At 70.7% G+C, this 18,450-nt stretch carries 16 protein-coding genes; 10 read left to right on the forward strand and 6 right to left on the reverse strand.

Going from position 1 to position 18,450, the window contains the following annotated elements; genetic code table 11:
* Window positions 1-1,269, forward strand: a 1,269-nt coding sequence (locus Q0066_RS04745; RefSeq protein ID WP_298130591.1) for a radical SAM protein, incomplete at its 5' end; no start/stop codon positions are given.
* Window positions 1,266-1,670 (forward strand): hypothetical protein, encoded by a 405-nt coding sequence (locus Q0066_RS04750; protein WP_298130593.1) that lies wholly within the window; start codon window positions 1,266-1,268, stop codon window positions 1,668-1,670. The genes Q0066_RS04745 and Q0066_RS04750, both read left to right, overlap by 4 nt.
* Here Q0066_RS04750 and Q0066_RS04755 read toward each other — a convergent pair.
* From Q0066_RS04755 to Q0066_RS04765, 3 genes are all read right to left on the reverse strand, one after another.
* Window positions 1,667-4,363, reverse strand: a complete 2,697-nt coding sequence (locus Q0066_RS04755) for an MFS transporter (protein WP_298130595.1) — start codon at window positions 4,361-4,363, stop codon at window positions 1,667-1,669. The two genes, Q0066_RS04750 and Q0066_RS04755, sit on opposite strands and share 4 nt — an antisense overlap.
* Complete coding sequence (locus Q0066_RS04760) at window positions 4,360-4,845, reverse strand: MarR family winged helix-turn-helix transcriptional regulator (RefSeq protein ID WP_298130597.1); 486 nt, start codon at window positions 4,843-4,845, stop codon at window positions 4,360-4,362. Before Q0066_RS04760 ends, Q0066_RS04755 begins: the two co-directional genes overlap by 4 nt.
* A gap of 131 nt (window positions 4,846-4,976) precedes the next feature.
* Window positions 4,977-5,642: a class I SAM-dependent methyltransferase gene (locus Q0066_RS04765; protein ID WP_298130599.1), complete on the reverse strand. Its 666-nt coding sequence runs from the start codon at window positions 5,640-5,642 to the stop codon at window positions 4,977-4,979.
* 213 nt (window positions 5,643-5,855) lie between these two features.
* On the opposite strand from Q0066_RS04765, the gene groES reads away from it, so the two are divergent.
* The 3 genes from groES (at window position 5,856) to Q0066_RS04780 (ending at window position 9,111) form a co-directional block, all read left to right on the forward strand.
* Window positions 5,856-6,152, forward strand: coding sequence for a co-chaperone GroES (groES, locus tag Q0066_RS04770; protein ID WP_298130601.1), 297 nt, complete (start codon window positions 5,856-5,858; stop codon window positions 6,150-6,152).
* A gap of 13 nt (window positions 6,153-6,165) precedes the next feature.
* Window positions 6,166-7,767 carry a chaperonin GroEL gene (gene groL, locus Q0066_RS04775; RefSeq protein ID WP_298130603.1) on the forward strand — a complete coding sequence of 534 codons (1,602 nt, stop codon included), beginning with the start codon at window positions 6,166-6,168 and terminating at the stop codon, window positions 7,765-7,767.
* Between the two features lie 96 nt (window positions 7,768-7,863).
* Window positions 7,864-9,111 (forward strand): cytochrome P450, encoded by a 1,248-nt coding sequence (locus tag Q0066_RS04780; protein ID WP_298130606.1) that lies wholly within the window; start codon window positions 7,864-7,866, stop codon window positions 9,109-9,111.
* 19 nt (window positions 9,112-9,130) lie between these two features.
* Here Q0066_RS04780 and Q0066_RS04785 read toward each other — a convergent pair whose 3' ends face one another.
* The 3 genes from Q0066_RS04785 to Q0066_RS04795 are packed head-to-tail and all read right to left on the reverse strand — an operon-like array spanning window position 9,131 to window position 11,479.
* Window positions 9,131-9,799, reverse strand: coding sequence for a response regulator transcription factor (locus Q0066_RS04785; RefSeq protein ID WP_298130608.1), 669 nt, complete (start codon window positions 9,797-9,799; stop codon window positions 9,131-9,133).
* A complete protein-coding gene (locus Q0066_RS04790; protein ID WP_298130610.1) occupies window positions 9,796-10,926 on the reverse strand; it encodes a histidine kinase in 1,131 nt (376 codons plus the stop codon). The genes Q0066_RS04785 and Q0066_RS04790 overlap by 4 nt, the downstream gene beginning before the upstream one ends.
* 40 nt (window positions 10,927-10,966) lie before the next feature.
* Window positions 10,967-11,479 carry a hypothetical protein gene (locus Q0066_RS04795; RefSeq protein WP_298130612.1) on the reverse strand — a complete coding sequence of 171 codons (513 nt, stop codon included), beginning with the start codon at window positions 11,477-11,479 and terminating at the stop codon, window positions 10,967-10,969.
* Window positions 11,480-11,701: 222 nt separating this feature from the next.
* Between Q0066_RS04795 and mptB (Q0066_RS04800) the strand changes: the two genes are divergently transcribed.
* The 5 genes from mptB (Q0066_RS04800) to Q0066_RS04820 all read left to right on the forward strand — a co-directional run bounded on the left by mptB (Q0066_RS04800) (window position 11,702) and on the right by Q0066_RS04820 (window position 18,449).
* On the forward strand, window positions 11,702-13,105 hold the full coding sequence (gene mptB / locus Q0066_RS04800; protein WP_298130615.1) for a polyprenol phosphomannose-dependent alpha 1,6 mannosyltransferase MptB: 1,404 nt from the start codon (window positions 11,702-11,704) through the stop codon (window positions 13,103-13,105).
* A 151-nt stretch (window positions 13,106-13,256) separates the two neighbouring features.
* Window positions 13,257-14,705: a polyprenol phosphomannose-dependent alpha 1,6 mannosyltransferase MptB gene (gene mptB / locus Q0066_RS04805; RefSeq protein ID WP_298130618.1), complete on the forward strand. Its 1,449-nt coding sequence runs from the start codon at window positions 13,257-13,259 to the stop codon at window positions 14,703-14,705.
* Window positions 14,705-15,583: a TIGR01777 family oxidoreductase gene (locus tag Q0066_RS04810; RefSeq protein ID WP_298130620.1), complete on the forward strand. Its 879-nt coding sequence runs from the start codon at window positions 14,705-14,707 to the stop codon at window positions 15,581-15,583. Before mptB (Q0066_RS04805) ends, Q0066_RS04810 begins: the two co-directional genes overlap by 1 nt.
* Before the next feature lie 198 nt (window positions 15,584-15,781).
* A complete protein-coding gene (guaB, locus tag Q0066_RS04815; protein ID WP_298130622.1) occupies window positions 15,782-17,305 on the forward strand; it encodes an IMP dehydrogenase in 1,524 nt (507 codons plus the stop codon).
* A gap of 37 nt (window positions 17,306-17,342) precedes the next feature.
* Window positions 17,343-18,449 carry a GuaB3 family IMP dehydrogenase-related protein gene (locus Q0066_RS04820; protein ID WP_298130625.1) on the forward strand — a complete coding sequence of 369 codons (1,107 nt, stop codon included), beginning with the start codon at window positions 17,343-17,345 and terminating at the stop codon, window positions 18,447-18,449.
* Window position 18,450 lies beyond the last annotated feature (1 nt).

The following is an 18,450-nucleotide window of genomic DNA, read 5'->3' on the forward strand; positions in this document are numbered from 1 at the left end:
CAGACCCAGCACACCTGCATCCTGCTGGCCGACGTCATCGAGCACTGCAACCTGCGCTGCCCGACCTGCTTCACCGCGTCCGGGCCGACCCTGAAGGGCGTGGTGCCGCTGGCCGAGATCCTGGCCAACGTCGACACCCGGCTGAGCAGGGAGAACGGCCGGATCGACGTGATGATGCTGTCCGGCGGCGAACCCACGCTGTACCCGCAGCTCGCCGAATTGCTCGACGAGCTGGTGGCACGCCCGATCGTCCGGATCATGGTGAACACCAACGGCCTGCTGATCGCACAGGACGACGAGCTGGTCGCGCTGCTGCGCAAGCACCGCTCCCGGGTCGAGGTGTACCTGCAGTACGACGGGCCGTCGCCCGAGGCGTCCGTCTACCACCGGGGTGGTGACCTGACCCGGTTCAAAGAGGCGGCGATCGCGCGGCTGTCCGAGGCGGAAGTGTTCACCACGCTGACCATGACCGCGGCGCTCGGCGTCAACGACGGCGACATCGGCGCGGTCGTGCTGCGGGCGTTGGAGACGCCGTTCGTCGGCGGGGTGGCGCTGCAACCCGTCTTCGGTTCCGGACGCGGCCACGGCATCGACCCGGTGAACCGGCTCACCCACACCGGCGTCCTGGCCCGGCTCGAGGAACAGACCGGGGGAGTGGTGGCCTGGCACGACCTGACCGCGCTGCCCTGCTCGCACCCGCACTGCGCGTCGGTCGGCTACCTGCTCAGGGACGACGCCGGCGTGTGGCGATCGCTGTGCGCGCTGGTCGGCCACGACGAACTGCTGGCCTGGCTGGAGCTCGATCCGGACGCCTTCGCCAACCGGATCGCCGACCGGGACATCCCGCTGCGGCTGCGCGACCTGATGCGCACCTCGTTCCTCGACCTGATGAGCGAACAGGCGTCGCTGTCCCACCCCCGGACGGCGGAACTGTGGCAGAACATCTGCACCCAATGCGACCTCGGCATCGGCACCCTGACCACGCTCGCAGCCGGCAAGCTGCCCGGCCAGCAGGAGCGGCTGCGCCGGCTGCTCGCCGAACGGGTGGTGCGGATCACCGTCAAGCCGTTCATGGACATCTCGACGATGATCGAGGAACGACTCACCCAGTGCTGTGTGCACGTCGGTACCAAGAGCGAGGCGGACGCCCACCAGTGCGCCCCGTTCTGCGCCGTCCAGGCCTGGCCGGCGCTGTCCCGGCAGCGGCTCAGCACTGCCACCACCCGGCGCGAGCTGCAGCTGCTGCAGCCCAGCGCCGCCCGCTCATGACCGGCGAGGCGGACGCCCGGCGCATCGCCGCCGGACCGTCCCCCTCGCAGGTCGTCCGCGGTCGATCGGGCGCTTCCGGTGCGGAGCCGTCCCGTCCAGAGCCGGTCGCCCCGTCGGATGCCGGCCCCGCCGCCGAGGGGAGTCCGGCGGAGAAGCCCTTCGACCCGCTACGGCTGTGCATCTTCGCCACCATCGCGCTACTCGGCTGGCTGCTCGGCCCGCTCGCTCTGCTGTTCTTCGCCGGGCTCGGCTTCGCCGGCTACTGGCGGGCGCGGCGGGCCGGACTGACCCGGTCGAAGTGCCTGCTGCGCGACACCCGGCTGGTGCTTGCCTACCTGGCCGCGTTGGCGGTCGCGGCGCTGCTGGGCATCTGGTACCTGCTGGCCGGCTGGTTCGGCTAGGGAATCTCCGCCTGCGGCTGGTCGGCTCGCTCCGGTTCGGGCGGCACCGGGATCAGCGGCAGTAGCCCGAGCAGCAGCAGGCAGGCCGCGCCGTAGAGCAGATACAGATCCCGGAAGCCCTCGTTGAGGGTGCTCTGGAAGGTGCGCCGCAACTCGGGTCCGAGTCGGTCGATCTGGGCCAGGTAGTCGGTCAGGGCCTGGTCGAAGGCGCCGGGGACCGCCGCGTCCAGCGTCCGTAGCTCCCGCACGGTCCGGTCCACCTCGGCCCGCGCGTCCACGATGCCGTCACGGGCCTTGTCGAGCGCGCGGTAGCCGCCGGCCAGCTTGTCCCGCGAGCGGGCCAGGCTGAGCCGGGCGGCCAGCAGCTTGTCCCGTCCGGCGGTCAGCCTGGCGCGGGCGACGGTGAGCGCGGCGCGCTTGCCGGTCAGGACGTCGCGTTGCCGCACCAGCCGGGCACGTTGCGCGGCCAAGGTGGCGCGGGCGGCATGCAGGGCGTCCCGCTGTCGGGTCAGCGTGGAGTGCTGCCGGCGCAGCGTGGCGAGCTTCGCGGTGGCTGTGCCGCGTCCCGCCATCAACTGGGCGCGCTGCTTCTCCAGTTCCTCGATCGCCCGGGTGAGTCGAGCGATCTGTGCCTGCGCAGCCGGATCGTCCGAGCCCTGCAGCGCGGCCAGCGCGGCGCGTTGCTGAGCCAGGGCGGCGTCGATGCCGGCGACCGCCCGGTCGATGCCGGCGATGCCTTTGCGGACGCCGGCGATCGCCCGGCTCAACCCGGCCAGGCCCCTGTTCATGCCGGCGATGGCCTTGGCCTGCTTGGCACGGGCCTTGGTGATCCCGGCGATCCCTTTGTCCATGCCGGTGATGGCTCGGCTCATTCCGGCGATGCCGGTGGTCATCGAGGCCTCGGCGGCGTTCATCGACCGCACCGACCGGTCCATCCGGGCCAGGGTCGCGCGCATGGTGGTCAGCGCCCGCTCCATGCTGCGCAGCTTGCGGGTAATCTCGGCGTGGGTTGTGGTCAGGGTGTGTCGCACCGTGCCGAGCTGGGCGATTCCGGTCTCGACGCCGGAAGCGATGTCGGCGATCACGGCCGGGGTCTGCTGGGCGAACATCCGCCGAGCCACGGTGGCGGTGACCGGGACGATGGTGGTGACGTCTGCGGTCTGCACCAGCTCGACCAGATCCGCGGGCAATTGACCGCCGCCGTTGAGGTCGAGGTCGATCGTGCTCTTGGCGGCCAGGTCGGGGAACTCGACGCCCTTGAGCGCGTCGGCGAACCGGTCGTCCGTCTTCCAGCGGGCGAACTCACGCTGCAGGGTCGCCGCGTACGGCAGCTCCGGCGCCTTGACCGTGGACGGCAACTGGGCGATCAACCGGTCCTGCATGCCTGCGCCCGCGTGGGCCAGGAAGCCGACCATGATCGCCGGCGCCACCGTGGTACCGATCGACCGGATCAGAGACACCGTGCCGAGCGCCGAGTTGGCCTGTCGGGGCTCGGTCAGCTGCAGCATCAGGTAGTTCAGCGGCGAGCCGATCACGAAGCCCAGCCCGAGGCCGATCAGGAGCAGCGTGCCGATCACGCTGGGATAGCCCGGATGCGGGATCAGCCAGGCGACCGCGCTGACCGCCGCGACCGCGGAGATGCCGCCACCCAACGCCAGGACCCGTTTCGCGCCCCAGGCGTCGGTCAGCCGTCCGGACAGCGGGGCACCCACCCCGGAGGCCAGGCCGAGCAGGATCACCAGATAGCCGCCGCTGCCGCTGGGCAGTTCGAGCGCGTTCTCGGCCAGCTGGGGAACGAACACCACCCCCATCAGCACGAACCCGGAGAGGAACGACAGCGCCAGGGTGAGAGCGACCGGACGGTGGGTGAAGTAGCTCAGGTTGAGCACCGGATCGGCGGCATGCCGCTCGGCGAGCACGAACAGCGGCAGCAGCACCACGAAGGCGGCGAGATACGGATAGACCTCCACCGATCGCAGCGAGCCGGCCAAGTCGAAGAAGTCGATATTGGTCAGCCCGTAGAGCAGGGACATGATCATTGCGACCAGCAGCGCGATGCCCCGCAGATCCAGTGGTGCGACGGACGCCTCGCGGTGGTTGGGCAGCACCAACACTCCGGCGATCACGATCAGTGCGGTGATCGGCACGTTCACGTAGAAGATCCACTGCCAGTTGTGCGGGCCGGCCAGGCCGAGGATCAGGCTGCCGGCGGACGCACCGAGCAGATTGGCGATCCCGAAGACGGCGCCGACGAGGCCCAGCGCCATGCCCCGTCGCTCCGGGGGCACCTCCGTGCCGATCTCGGCGGTGGCGATGGGCAGAATGCCGCCGCCGCCGATGGCCTGGATCACCCGCGCCGCGATCAGCATCCAGAAGCTGCCGGCATCCTGGGCCAGCCCGCACAGCAGCGAGCCGACGCCGAACAGCACGATCGCTGTCAGATAGACGGGTTTGCGGCCGATCCGGTCGGCCAGCTTGCCCATCACCGGGATGGCTGCCGCGTAGGCCAGCGTGTACACGGTGATCATCCAGATCCCGAGCTGCTGGTTCACCCCCAGGTCGTCGGCGATGATGGTCCGGGCCGGAGTGACGATGCCGGTGTCGATCGCGCCGATGAAGATGCCCAGCAGATACAAGCCCAGCCCGAGCACCCAACTGCGCTGGGGAGCCCCGACCCGGCGTCCGGTGCTCACGGCTGTGCCTTCGGTGAACGTCGCAGTTCGCGGTCGAAGCCTTCGAGAGCCTCGGTGACCACCGTCAACACCCGGACGCAGGCCGCCAGCTCGGCGTCGTCGAAGCCCTGCAACGCCTCGGCGTGGAGGGCTCCCAGCGGGGTGAAGAACTCGCGGGCCACCTGGCGTCCGTAGTTGCCGAAGCGCAGCACGACGGTGCGCCGGTCGGTGACCCCGCGCTCGCGCCAGACGTGGCCCGCCGCGGCCAGCCGATCGACCGCGTAGGTCACAGCGGCCGGGGTGAGGTCGAGTTCAGCGGCCAGTTGCCGGACGGTGAGCGGGGTGCCGGCGAGGTCGGCCGCGTAGATCGCCGTCAGCGCCCGGAGGTCGGTGGGGTGGAGACCCTGCTGAGAGGCGAATCCATGTCCCACCCGCTCCGAGGCCCAGCCGACCTCGCGGACCCGCTCGGCCAACAGCCGCTCCAGGTGCTCGCGATCGGTCATCGATCCATTGTAGGCAAATAGTTAAGCAATTTGACCATCAATCAACTGTCGGATCAGCGGTCAAGGGTCCGGCGGTGCGTCCGATCGGTGGATCCGTCTGATCGCCGGGTGTCCGCCCAGAGCGATCGGGATCAACCCGGCATCGTCCAACTGATCGTGTGCCGGAAGAACAGCCGGCGCCGGAATGCCGCACCCGGCACGATGTCGCCCGCGATCCGCTTCAGTTCGTCAAGGCTCACGCCGGCGTCCCGGACGGGAACCGGCGGACGTGGATCGACGCCGGACGCCCGCCGTGGGTGTTTCACGAACCCGACCACGGGGTTGAGCGCCAGCGAGGCGATCTCCCACAGCAGGTCGACCGGCCCGGACGGCGGCGCCACGCCCACCACCAGCAGCCGGCCACCCGGCGCCAGTAGGCGCGCCGCCTGTCGCAGCGACTCAGCGGCGTCCAGGTGGTGCAGGACCGCGACCATGGTGATCAGGTCGTAGGGGCCGTCCAGCTCGGCGAGCTGAGCGTCGTCGACGACCACGTTCGGCAGGCCGGCGCAGCGTTGCCGGGCCGCCTCGCGCATCGGCGCATCGACATCGGTGCCGTGCGCCGCGTCGAACCGGACGGCCAACTCGGCCAGCAGCACACCCCGTCCGCAGCCGACATCGAGAGCCCGCTCGCGCCGATCGGGCAGATTGCGCAGGATCCAGGGGTGCAGCCGCTCGTTGTGGTTCCACGGATGCGCCGCGTTGAACGCGTCCAGACCGGCGATGACTCGCTCGACGGGCTTCGCCTCGGAAGGTTTCATCGGCGCATTCTGCCGTTCCGCGGTGACCGGGTGGGTCAGGCGTGCCGCGATTTGCTGGCACTCAGGTTGAACGAGTGCTAAGCCCGCGATAGATTCGCAGTTAGCACTCTCGCCTAGAGAGTGCGAACGGCCGCCGGCGGCACCCGCGACGACGCCCCGGCTGAAATCCGACAAGCAACGGGCTACGTGCCCAGCACAAGAAAGGGTTTTGACGTGGCAGTCACGATCAAGCCGCTCGAGGATCGCATCCTCGTCCAGCCGCTCGAGGCCGAGCAGACCACCGCCTCGGGCCTGGTCATCCCCGACACCGCCAAGGAGAAGCCGCAGGAGGGCAAGGTCGTTGCGACCGGCCCCGGCCGCATCGACGACAACGGCAACCGCGTTCCGCTCGACGTCGCCGAGGGTGACGTCGTGATCTTCTCCAAGTACGGCGGCACCGAGGTCAAGTACGAGGGCCAGGAGTACCTGCTCCTGAACGCCCGCGACATCCTCGCCGTCGTCTCCAAGTAAGGATCCCCAGACCATGCCCAAGATCCTTCAGTTCGACGAGGAGGCACGGCGCTCCCTGGAGCGCGGCGTCGACATCCTCGCCAACACCGTGAAGGTGACGCTCGGCCCCAAGGGCCGCTATGTGGTGCTCGACAAGAAGTGGGGCGCTCCGACCATCACCAACGACGGTGTCACCGTCGCCAAAGAGGTCGAGCTCACCGATCCTTACGAGAACCTCGGCGCCCAGCTGGCCAAAGAGGTCGCCACCAAGACCAACGACGTGGCCGGCGACGGCACCACCACCGCCACCGTGCTGGCCCAGGCGCTGGTCCACGAGGGCCTGCGCGCGGTCGCGTCCGGGGCCAACCCGGTCGGCCTGAAGCGTGGCATCGAGGCGGCCGTCGAGGCCGTCAGCGATCGCCTGCGCGAGCTGGCCCGCGAGGTCGCCGACACCGACGACATGGCCAACGTGGCCACCATCTCGGCGCGCGACGCCGAGATCGGCCGGCTCATCGCCGACGCCTTCGACAAGGTCGGCAAGGACGGCGTGATCACCGTCGACGAGTCGCAGACCTTCGGCACCGAGCTCGAGTTCACCGAGGGCATGCAGTTCGACAAGGGCTACCTGTCCCCGTACTTCGTGACCGACCCGGAGCGTATGGAGGCCGTCCTCGAGGATCCCTACATCCTGATCAACCAGGGCAAGATCTCCTCGATGAACGACCTGCTCCCGCTGCTGGAGAAGGTCATCGGCGCCGGCGGCACCCTGTTCGTGGTGGCCGAGGACGTCGACGGTGAGGCGCTGTCCACCCTGGTGGTCAACAAGATCCGCGGCACCTTCACCTCGGTGGCCGTCAAGGCCCCGGCCTTCGGCGATCGCCGCAAGGCCATGCTCGAGGACATCGCGATCCTCACCGGCGGCAAGGTCATCGCTCCCGAGGTCGGGCTCAAGCTCGACCAGGTCGGCCTGGACGTGCTGGGCCGGGCCCGCCGCGTCGTGGTCACCAAGGACAACACCACCATCGTCGACGGTGCCGGTTCCTCCGAAGAGGTCGCCGGCCGGGTTGCTCAGCTGCACGCCGAGATCGCCCGCACCGACTCCGACTGGGACCGCGAGAAGCTGCAGGAGCGGGTCGCCAAGCTCGCCGGCGGCGTCTGCGTGATCAAGGTCGGCGCCGCCACCGAGGTGGAGCTCAAGGAGAAGAAGCACCGCATCGAGGACGCCGTTTCGGCCACTCGTGCGGCCATCGAGGAGGGCATCGTCGCCGGTGGCGGCTCCGCCCTCGTCCATGCCGCGAAGGTGCTCTCCGGCGGCCTGGGCAAGTCCGGTGACGAAGCCACCGGCGTCCAGATCGTGGCGAAGGCGGTCGTCGAGCCGCTGCGCTGGATCGCCGAGAACGGTGGCGAGCCGGGTTACGTGATCGTCTCCAAGGTGTCGGAGCTGGAGCCCGGTCAGGGCTACAACGCCGCCACCGGCGAGTACGGCGACCTGCTGGCCGCCGGCGTGATCGACCCGGTCAAGGTCACCCGCTCCGCGCTGGCCAACGCCGCTTCGATCGCCGCCCTGCTGCTCACCACCGAGACCCTGGTGGTGGAGAAGCCCGAAGAGGACGACGAGGACGGGCACAAGCACTGAGCCCAGCTTCGGCTGATTCGCACGATTCCCCCGCACCGGTTCGCCGGTGCGGGGGAATCTGCGTTTCCCGGCACCCCGTCCCCGTACCGTGACCTCATGTCATTCGCTGTGCCGGGGCGAGCCGGCCTCACTGCGGCATGGAACGAGCGGCGGCTGCTCTGGGCGGCGCATCCCGGTCTCGGGGCGTTGATGACCGCCGCGCAGGTGGCGCCCGCGATGGCGAAGCTGCCACGCATCGGCTGGGTGGTCCGCGATCCCCGGCTGATCCGGAAGATCCTGCTCGACCACTCCTCGACCACCCTGCTCGGTGAGGGCGGGGTCGGGCATCTGTGGGCGCAGCTGCTGGGGGAGTGGGTCCATGACTCGTTCGACGGCCCCGGTCATCTGCGGCTGCGGACTCGGGCGAAGGACCTGTTCAGCCAGGCGCGTGCCGAGGCCACCGTTGCCGCGGCGGCGGGCGATCTGCTCGCCGGCGTCACCGAACGGCTCCGTGCCGGCGAGGCGGTCGACGCCGCCGACGTCGGCCGGATCATGGTGGGACGGCTGATCTCCCAGCTTCTCGGGGTGGACGTGGCGCACTTCCGCGGCCGCGCCGCCGCGTCCGGTCTCGATTTCGACGGCAACGGCGCCTACCGGGCGATCTTCGCCCAAGCAGAGGAGTTGACGAAGGTCGCGGTCGGAACCACCGGCGACACCCGGCTCAGCCCGGCGGCGATCGCCCACGCCCGGCGGATCATCGCCGAACTGACCGCTGACGTTCCCGAGAACTACCGCAACGCCGGACCTGCGACCCTGCTCGGCCGCTGCCGGGAACTGGGCCTGTCCGAAACCGAGGCCACCGGCCTGGCCACGCTGATGCTGGTGGCCGGCACCGGCACCGCCTCCAGCGCGATCGGACGGACCACCGCCCTGCTGGCCGACAGCGGCCAGGTGCGGCGGCTGGCCGCCGCCACGGGGGCCGACCGGGCCGAGCTGCTGGAGATCGCCATCCGCGAGGGGCTGCGGGTGACCAGCCCGGCCCCGATGATCGGACGGCACGTCCGCGCCGACTTCGACGTGGACGGACGCCGGCTGCGGGCCGGCGACCGGGTGGTGGCGTTGGTCTACGCGGCCAACAGCGGAGCGGGCGGCTTCTCGCTGGACCGCGGCTACCTGCCGGAGACCCGGCAGCTCTGGTTCGGTGCCGGCCGCCACCTGTGTCTCGGCTCGTCGCTGGCCAAAGCCGAACTGCGGCTGGTGCTCGGCTCATTCCTGGACGCCGGGCCGTGGCGGGTGGTCGAGCGGACGCCGGCCCGAGGCGTCCTGATCCCGGCCTACCGGCGGTTGCTGATCAAGTCGGTGTGACGGATCCGGTGCAGGGGTGTCACTTCTGCGCGGCGCGGGCGATCGCTTCGGCCCGGGTCCGGACGCCGAGCTTGGCGAAGATGGCGTTGATGTGGGTCTTCACGGTGGTCACGCCGACGAACAGCCGGGCGGCGATGTCGGCGTTGCCGAGGCCGGCGACGATCAGCGCCAGCACCTCGGCTTCGCGCCTGGTCAGCTCCGGGAAACGTGACGCCAGGGTGTCGGCGGGGCTGACCGGCTCGTCCGGCGCCGACGTGGTGGCGGCGGCGATCACCGTGGCGCCCACCTCGGCGGCGAAGGTGGCCTGACCGCGTGCCACCGAGCGGACGGCGGCCGCCAGCTCGGCCCGTCCGGCGTCCTTGGTCAGATAGCCGGTGGCGCCGGCCCGCAGCGCGGCCAGGATCGACTCGTCATCGGCATAGGTGGTGAGCACCAGCACGGCGGCGTCCGGGACGTCGGCGCGCAGCCGGACGGTGGCGGCGACGCCGTCCAGCATCGGCATCCGCAGATCCATCAGCACCACGTCCGGATGCTCCAGCACGGCCAGCCGGACGGCTTCGGCGCCGTCCGCGGCGGTGCCGACCACCTCGATGTCGGGCAGCAGCCCCAGCACGGTGGCCAGCCCGTCACGGATGATCGCCTGATCGTCGGCGACCAGCACCCGGATCGGCGCGGCGTCGTCGCTCATCGCAGCCCTGCTTCGGCCCGGACGGTGAACCACCCGTCGGCGTCCTGTACGGTCACCGAACCTCCGCCGGGCAAGGTCTCGAAGCGTTCCCGCATGCCGATGAGTCCATAACCACCACCGGCTGCACCAGCCGGGCGCGTTCCTGGCAGCGAGTTGCAGACAGTGAGCAGCACCCGATCATCGTGCCACGCCAGCGCCGCCGTGACCGGGGCGCCCGGAGCGTGCCGGCGGGCGTTGCTCAGTGCTTCCTGAAGTGCCCGCTGCAGGGCGTTCGCCTGCTCGCCGCGCAACGTGACCGGAGCGCCGGAGCGGGTCAGCTCGACCGTGCCGCCCAGGCTCCGGTGTGCTTCCAGCAGGTCGTCCACGGCGACCTCGAACCGTTCCGGCGGCCACGGCTCGACGGCGTCCGCCGGGGCGCGCAGGGCCGCGACCGCACGTCGCGCCTCGCCCAGCCCGGACGCCGCCAGCGACCGGGCACCCCGCACCCGCTCTTCGGCAGCCTCGGCTTGGCCGGCCTCCAGCAGCGCCTCGGCCGCGTCCAACTGAACGACCAGGCCACCCAGGGTGTGGGCCAGGACATCGTGCAGGTCGCGGGCCAGCGCCACCCGGATCGCCTCCTCGCGGATGGCCACCTCGCGTTCGGCCAGCAGCGCCTCGCGCTGTTGCGCCTGCCGTCCCTGGCGGCGGCTGAAGCCGGCGAGCACCGCGATCACCGCCACGCCGAGCATGGTGGCCAGGGCCGCCGCCGGGAGCGGGTCGATCAGCGCGCCGAGAGCGATCAAACCCATCGCAGCCAGCCCGACGGCGACGCCGAGCTTCAGCGGCAGTTCCGGATCGCCGACCAGCACCAGCAGGCACACCGCGGCCGGGACGAGTGAGTTGCCCTGGGTGGCAGGCCCGGCCACCGCGCCCAGCACGACCGCTGCCGTCGCCAGCACGGTGCAGGTGCGCGACCATGCCGTCCGGGCCAGCACCGTCCTGGCCACCCAGCACGCCAGCGCCAGAGCGAACAGCACCAGCGCCCAGGTCGGTTGGTGCGCGTACTCGCGCAGCACAGTCCACCACCAGAGCAGCAACGCCCCCACCACGGTGAGGGCGATGCTGGTCGGTCCCGGACGCCAGTTCACGGCACCATCCTTGCGCAGCCGTCCATCGGTGGAGCAAGGCTCAGACCAGGGTGGGTTGGCCGACCGGGGTGCCGGCGTCGAGCCGTCCGGCCCGGTTCAGGATGACCCCCACCCGGACCAGCCGGTTGGCGGCCAGCACCAGCAGGATGACCCCGGTCGAGGTGACCATGCCGGCACCCAGTCGCACCGCCACGATGTCGATGCCGACCCGCACCGCGACCACCAGCAGCCACAGCGCCAGGCCCCACCAGCCCGTCCGGCTCTCCCACCGGGCCGAGGTCGCGTCGGACGGTGCCAGCGGACGGAACCGAGCAAGGACACCCATCCAGACGCCCGTGGCGGCTGATACCACGAGTTCGAGGGCCAGAGCCGCCAGGTCGATTCCGCTGAGCGGCATTCCGCTGCTGATCATTGAGGCGAGGCCGACCAGGCCCAGAATGAGCGGCAACCGCCACATCCTGGCCCCGACCGGACGCCACGTCGTCTGCCGGTACCCCACCCACACCAGGACGAGGATGCCGAGTCCGATACTGCCGAGAACGTTGAGATCCATGCCTCAAGGCTGGTTCGCGCAACGCTCCCGGACGCCCTCCCGCGGGTGGAGATCCGGGTGGAGATGGCGGACCCCCGTCATCCCGGACCCGGATCCGGGATCTCGCACGGTGTCGTCATCCCGGACTTGATCCGGGCCGCCTCCGCTGCGCGGTGCCAGCACGCTGGCGCTGCTGCTCGACTCTGAAGCCGGGCACGGGGTCGCGGTCAGTACCATGAGCGGGTGCTCGCCGTCCTCGACTCTGCGCGACGACGGCTGGGCGGCCGTCCAGTGCCACTGATCGCGGTCGGCGTCCTGGGCACTCTGCTGGTCGGCTGGGGGAGTTGTCACCCCGAGTTCGCCCACGGTCCGGCGGGCTGGCCGTCCGAGTTGGTCAACGCGGTCGGACTGGCGCTGCCGCTGCCGTGGAACAGAGTCGCGATCGTCGTCGGGGTGCTGCTGCTGGCCGCCGCCTGGTGGATGCTGCAGCCGTCCGAGACGACCGACGCCGACGGCTCACGGACGCCCGGCCGCCGCACGCTGCTGATCGCGCTGGCGTTGTGGAGTCTTCCGCTGCTGCTGGTGCCGCCGGTGCTCTCGGCCGACGCCGTGCTGTACGCCGACCTGGGCTGGATCGTGAACCAGGGCCAGAACCCGTACCTGGTCGGTTTGACCGGGGCCGGCGGACCGTATGCCCCGCACGTCGATCCGTTGTGGGCGGGCAACGGGGTGGCCTACCCGCCGCTGGCGTTGCTCACCGATGCGCTGGTCGTCCGGGTCGCCGGGTTCGCGGTCTACGGGGGCATCGTCGCGATGCGCATTCCGGTGCTGGTGGCACTGGCGGTGATCGCCTGGGTGTTGCCGCGGCTGGCCCGCGATCTCGGCCTGGACGGCGACCGTGCGCTGTGGTGGGGGCTGCTGAATCCCCTGGTGGTGCTGCATTTCGTGGGTGGCGCCCACAACGACGCGCTGATGGTCGCGGTAGCGCTGCTCGGCCTCTGGGTGGCGTTGCGCGGACGGCATTGGGCCTGGGGGCTGCTCGCCGGCCCGCTGGTGATCGGCCTGGCGATGGCCTTCAAGCAGCAGGCCGGGCTGGCGGTGCTGGCCTGCGCGGGGTTGCCGGTCGCGGCGCGGCTGGCGTCCGAGACCTTGCCGCGTCGGGTCTGGCTGCTCGGCTGGCGCAGCGCGGTGGCCGCCGGCGTCGCGGTCGCGACCTTCGCCGCGGTGTCGCTGGCCTCCGGTCTCGGTTTCGGCTGGACGGCGTGGCTGTCGTTGATGGGCAAGGCCGGCACCGCGGCCCCGTTCTCGCTGCTCGCCCAGGCCGGCGAGTTGCTGATCGAGTCCGCCGGAGGCGATCCGTCGGCGTGGCTGGCCGCGGTCGGGACGGCGTCCACCCTCACCCTGCTGGTGGTGCTGGCCTGGGTGCTGGTGCGGTTCGCCGACCGTCCGCTGGCGGCCGTCGCCTGGGGTTCGCTGGCGGTCAGCGTGCTCGGCCAGTCGATGCATCCCTGGTACATCCCGTGGTCGATCGCGCTGCTGGCGCTGCTGCCGCTGACCCGGCGCCAGTTCGGCTGGACCACCGCCTTCCTGGTCGCCTTCGCGATCTGGAACGCCGTCCAGACCGTGGTGTGGCACTCCGTCCCCTGACTTGTAACCCCCTCCCTAACTATCTCTGCCCTCCCACATGCGGGAGGGCAGAGATAGTTAGGGAGGGGGTTACCGGCAGAGCCGAGGGGCGTCCGTTCACCCCGGCTCGCTAGGATCGTCGCACCGACCGTCCCCGAGCTGAAGGTTGCCTATGCCCGCGTTCCCGTGGCGTTCTCCGGGCGTGTGGATCGGCTTCGTCGGGGCGGTGCTGGTCGGTGTCGGGGCTTGTAGCAACGGCTTCTCGTTCAACCCGCTGGGTTGGGGCGTCGGGCCGATCGCAACCCTGGCGACGACGATCAGCCACGACACCGGCAAGCTGCTGGTGGCGTCCGGCTGCGTGCTGCTGTCCGCGGGTTGGCTGCTGCTGGTGCCGCGTTCCGGGCGCGTCCTGCCCGCCCGGCTGTGGCTGCTGTGGGCCGCGCCGCTGGTGGTGGTGCCGCCGGTGATGAGCGGCGACCCGTTCCTCTACGCCGACCTGGGCTGGATCCTGGCCCACGGCGGCAACCCCTACGTGAATGTGCTGGGCAGCTTCGGCGGCCCCTTCGAGCCCTTCGTCGACGACTTCTGGGCAGGCAACGGGGTGGCCTATCCGCCGCTGGCGCTGGAGATCAACCGGCTGATGGTGCAACTGGCCGGTATGCATCCCTACTGGGGGGTGATCGCGCAGCGACTGCCCGCGCTCGTCGGCGTCGGGCTGCTGGCGATCTTCCTGCCCCGCCTCGCCGACCGGCTGGGGACCGACCGCGACTGGGCCATCTGGCTGGGCGTGCTGAATCCGGTGACGATCGTGCACCTGATCGGCGGGGCCCACAACGACACCCTGATGGCGGGTGTGGTGGTGTCCGCGCTGTGGCTGAGCGTGCAGACCGTCCCCAGGATCTCGGCGAGCCTGGTGCTGGCGCCGATCGTCATCGGCCTGGCGATGGCGCTCAAACAGCAGGCCGGCCTGGCCGTCCTCGCCGCAGCCGGGCTGCCGGTCGCCGCGCAACTGGCCCGGCTGCCCTGGCTGCAACGGATCCTCGTGCTCGGCTGGCGGACGGCGGTCGCGACCGTCGTCGCCCTGGTCACCTTCGTCGCGGTGTCGTTGGCCACCGGACTGGGCTTCGGCTGGACCCAATGGCTGTCGCAGATGGGCCGGGCCCGCACCATGACGCTGTCGGTGGCGATCGGCGACGCCTTCATCTGGACCGGACGCGACTGGACCGGCCCGGCGAACACGATGCTTGCGATCCTGGCTGTGCTCGGCCTGGCAGCCCTGATCCTGACCCGGCCCGAGCGTCCGCTCCGGGCGACCGCCTGGGGTTCGCTGCTGGTGCTGTTCATCGGTCAGGCGCTGCATCCGTGGTACATCGGGCTCAGCCTGGCCCTGCTCGCGCTGATCCCGCTGGGACGCACCGCGGCCGAATGGGTGGTGTTCGGCAGCTTCGGCTATCTGATGGCCTACGCGCTGACCAACCTGTACAACCTGTCGGTGCTGCCCTCCCTGGCCGGTGGCCTCGGCTTCGGTGTGGCAGCCTTCGCGCTCTGGGCGGCGTCCGGTGCTGACCTGGTACCGGCCGGTGCACGTCCGCCTGATCGACGGGTCACTACGCTGGGTTGATGCGCATCGCCATCGCCGGCGCGTCCGGTCTGCTCGGACGTGCTACCACCGCCCATCTGCTGGCCAACGGTCACGAGGTGCTGGCGCTGGTGCGCCGCGAGGCGTCCGGACCGAACGAACGCCGCTGGGACCCCGACGCCGGACGGATCGCCGCGCCCGGCCTGGCCGATGTGGACGTGGTGATCAACTTCTCCGGCGCCGGCATCGCCGACGCCCGCTGGAGCACGGAACGCAAGGCCGAGCTGCGCAGTTCACGGCTGAACAGCACCACGACGCTGGCCGCGGCACTCGAGCCGGCCGGCCGCTGCCGGCGGCTGCTCAACGGCTCCGCGATCGGCTACTACGGCGACACCGGCGAAACCATGGTCGACGAACGGACGCCGCAGGGCGCCGGCTTCCTGGCCCAACTGGTGGCCGACTGGGAACGCGCCGCACACGCCGCGCCGGTGCCGACCGCCTACCTGCGTACCGGGCACGTCTTCACCACCGAGGGCGGCTTCCTGGGCAAGCAGCGGCTGCCGTTCCGGCTCGGACTCGGTGGACGGCTGGGCTCCGGACGGCAGTTCGTGTCCTGGATCCACGTTGACGACTACACCCGTGCCGTCGCCCATCTGCTCACCTCCACCCTGACCGGCCCGGTCAACCTGTGCGGGCCGAATCCGGTCACCAACGCCCGGTTCACCGCCGCCTTCGCGAACGCGCTGCACCGGCCGGCACTGATCCCGATGCCGCTGCCGGCGCTGCAGCTGCTGTTCGGTTCCGAGATGGTGGACGAGGCGCTGCTCAGCGGCACCCGCGTCCAGCCCCGCCGGCTGCTCGACGACGGCTTCACCTTCCACCGGCCCGACCTGGACGACGCGCTGGCCTCCGTCGCCTGAGGCCGCTCGCGTCATCCCGGGCTTGCCCCCGGGATCTCTGCGGCGCATGGTGGGATCCCGGCGTTCAGCCGGGATGACGGAGTGCGCGGGGCACAGGGATGACCAGTCCCTGAGGCCGTGACGGGTCGTATGGACGCGACCGGGTTCCCGTCCGGTGACGCATAGACTGACCATCCCGCGCGAAGGAGTGGTGCCTCGATGTCCTCGTCCGATCTGACCCCGGCCGGAGTGCCCGCGCCGTTCGCGACGCTCGGTCTCACCTTCGACGACGTGCTGCTGCAGCCGAACGCCAGCGACGTCATCCCGTCCCAGGTCGATGCCTCGACGCAGCTCTCGAAGCGGATCCGGCTCAACGTGCCGCTGCTCAGCGCCGCGATGGACACCGTGACCGAGGCCCGGATGGCGATCGCGATGGCCCGCGAGGGCGGCATGGGCATCCTGCACCGCAACATGCCCGCCGACGAGCAGGCAGCCCAGGTGGATCGGGTGAAGCGGTCCGAGGCCGGCATGGTCGACCAGCCGATCACCATCACCGCCGATCGCACCATCGGTGAGGTTGACGAGTTGTGCGGCAAATTCCGCATCTCGGGCGTCCCGGTGGTCGATGAGGACATGAAGCTGCTCGGCATCGTCACCAACCGCGACATGCGGTTCGAGGACGACCAGCATCGCCGGGTCGCCGACGTGATGACGCCGATGCCGCTGGTCACCGGCTGGCCCGGCATCACCAGCGACGAGGCGCTGCGGCTGCTGGCCCGGCACAAGATCGAGAAGCTGCCGCTGGTCGACACCGACGGCACCCTGCGCGGCCTGATCACCCTCAAGGACTATGTGAAGTCCGACAAGTACCCGCTGGCCTGCAAGGACGAGCAGGGCCGGCTGCGGGTCGGTGCCGCGGTGGGCTTCTTCGGCGATTCCTGGCAGCGCGCCATGCAACTGGTCGAGGCCGGGGTGGACGCCATCGTGGTCGACACCGCGCACGGGCATTCCACCGGCGTGCTGGAGATGATCGCCCGGCTCAAGGCCGATCCGGCCGCCGCCGGGGTGGACATCATCGGCGGCAACGTGGCCACCTACGCCGGCGCGTCCGCGCTCGTCGATGCCGGCGCCGACGGCGTCAAGGTGGGCGTCGGTCCGGGTTCGATCTGCACCACCCGGGTGGTGGCCGGGGTCGGCGTCCCGCAGGTGACCGCGATCCACGACGTGGCCCGCGCCTGCCGTCCGGCCGGGGTGCCGGTGATCGGCGACGGTGGCCTGCAGTACTCCGGTGACATCGCCAAGGCGCTGGTGGCCGGCGCCGACACGGTGATGCTGGGTTCGTTGCTGGCCGGCTGCGAGGAGAGCCCGGGCGAGCTGGTATTCATCAACGGCAAGCAGTTCAAGTCCTACCGCGGCATGGGCTCGCTCGGTGCGATGGCCGCCCGCGGACGCCGCGCGTCCTACTCCAAGGACCGCTACTTCCAGGGCGACGTCACCTCCGACGACAAGCTGATCCCCGAGGGCATCGAGGGGCAGGTGGCCTACCGTGGCCCGCTGTCCGCCGTCGCGTACCAGCTGATCGGCGGGCTGCGGCAGTCGATGTTCTACACCGGTGCCGCCACCATCGGCCAACTGCATCAGCGTGGCAGGTTCGTCCGGATCACCGCGTCCGGTCTGCGCGAATCGCATCCGCACGACATCCAGATGACCGTCGAGGCGCCCAACTACGCCTCTCCCAACTGACCCCCTCGTTGCCTGACAAGGCGAAGGAGCCTGCCCCATGATCGAGATCGGCCGATCCAAGCGTGCCCAACCGGTGTATTCGTTCGACGACATCGCGATCGTCCCGACCCGGCGCACCCGGCACATCGAGGACGTCCGGCTGAACTGGTCGATCGACGCGCTCACCTTCGACTTCCCGATCGTGGCGGCGCCGCAGGATTCGGTGATGTCCCCGGCGACCGCGGCCGCTTTCGGACGCCTCGGCGGGCTCGGCGTGCTCAACCTGGAGGGCCTGTGGACGCGGTACGACGACCCTGAGCCGCTGCTCGCCGAGCTGTCGGAGATCGAGGATCAGGTCAGCGCGACCCGGCGGATGCAGGAGATCTACTCCGCGCCGATCCGGGGTGAACTGATCAGCCAGCGGCTGAACGAGATCCGTGCGGCGGGCGTGCCGGTCGCCGGTTCGCTCTCGCCCGAGAACTGCAAGGCGTTCGCCTCGGTGGTCGAATCGGCCGGGGTCGACTTCTTCGTGATCCGCGGTACTACGGTGTCGGCCGAGCACGTGTCGTCGACGGTGGAGCCGCTGAATCTCAAGGAGTTCATCTACGCACTCGACGTGCCGGTGATCGTCGGCGGCTGCGCCACCTACCAGGCGGCGCTGCACCTGATGCGGACCGGTGCGGCTGGCGTCCTGGTCGGTTTCGGCGGTGGTGCGACCAAGCGCACCCGCAACGTGCTGGGCGTCGAGGTGCCGATGGCGTCGGCGCTGGCGGACGTCGCTGAAGCCCGCCGCGACTACATGGACGAATCCGGCGGCCGCTATGTGCACGTGATCGCCGACGGCGCCCTGGGCCGCTCGGGCGACATCGCCAAAGCGATCGCCTGCGGCGCGGACGCCGTGATGGTCGGTTCGCCGCTGGCCCGGGCGTCCGAGGCGCCGGGGCACGGCTACCACTGGGGTCCGGAGGCCTGGCACCCCAGCCTGCCGCGCGGCGAGCGCGTCCGGTTCGGTGCGATCGGCAGCCTGGAGCAGATCCTGCACGGCCCCTCGCACACCCCGGACGGCACGATGAACCTGGTCGGCGCCCTGCGTCGCGCCCTGGCCACCTGTGGCTACACCGAGGTCAAGGAGTTCCAGCGGGTGGAGATCGTCGTCCACCGCTGAG

Origin of the sequence: Micropruina sp. (assembly GCF_027492755.1) — a bacterium.
Lineage (GTDB): Bacteria > Actinomycetota > Actinomycetes > Propionibacteriales > Propionibacteriaceae > Micropruina.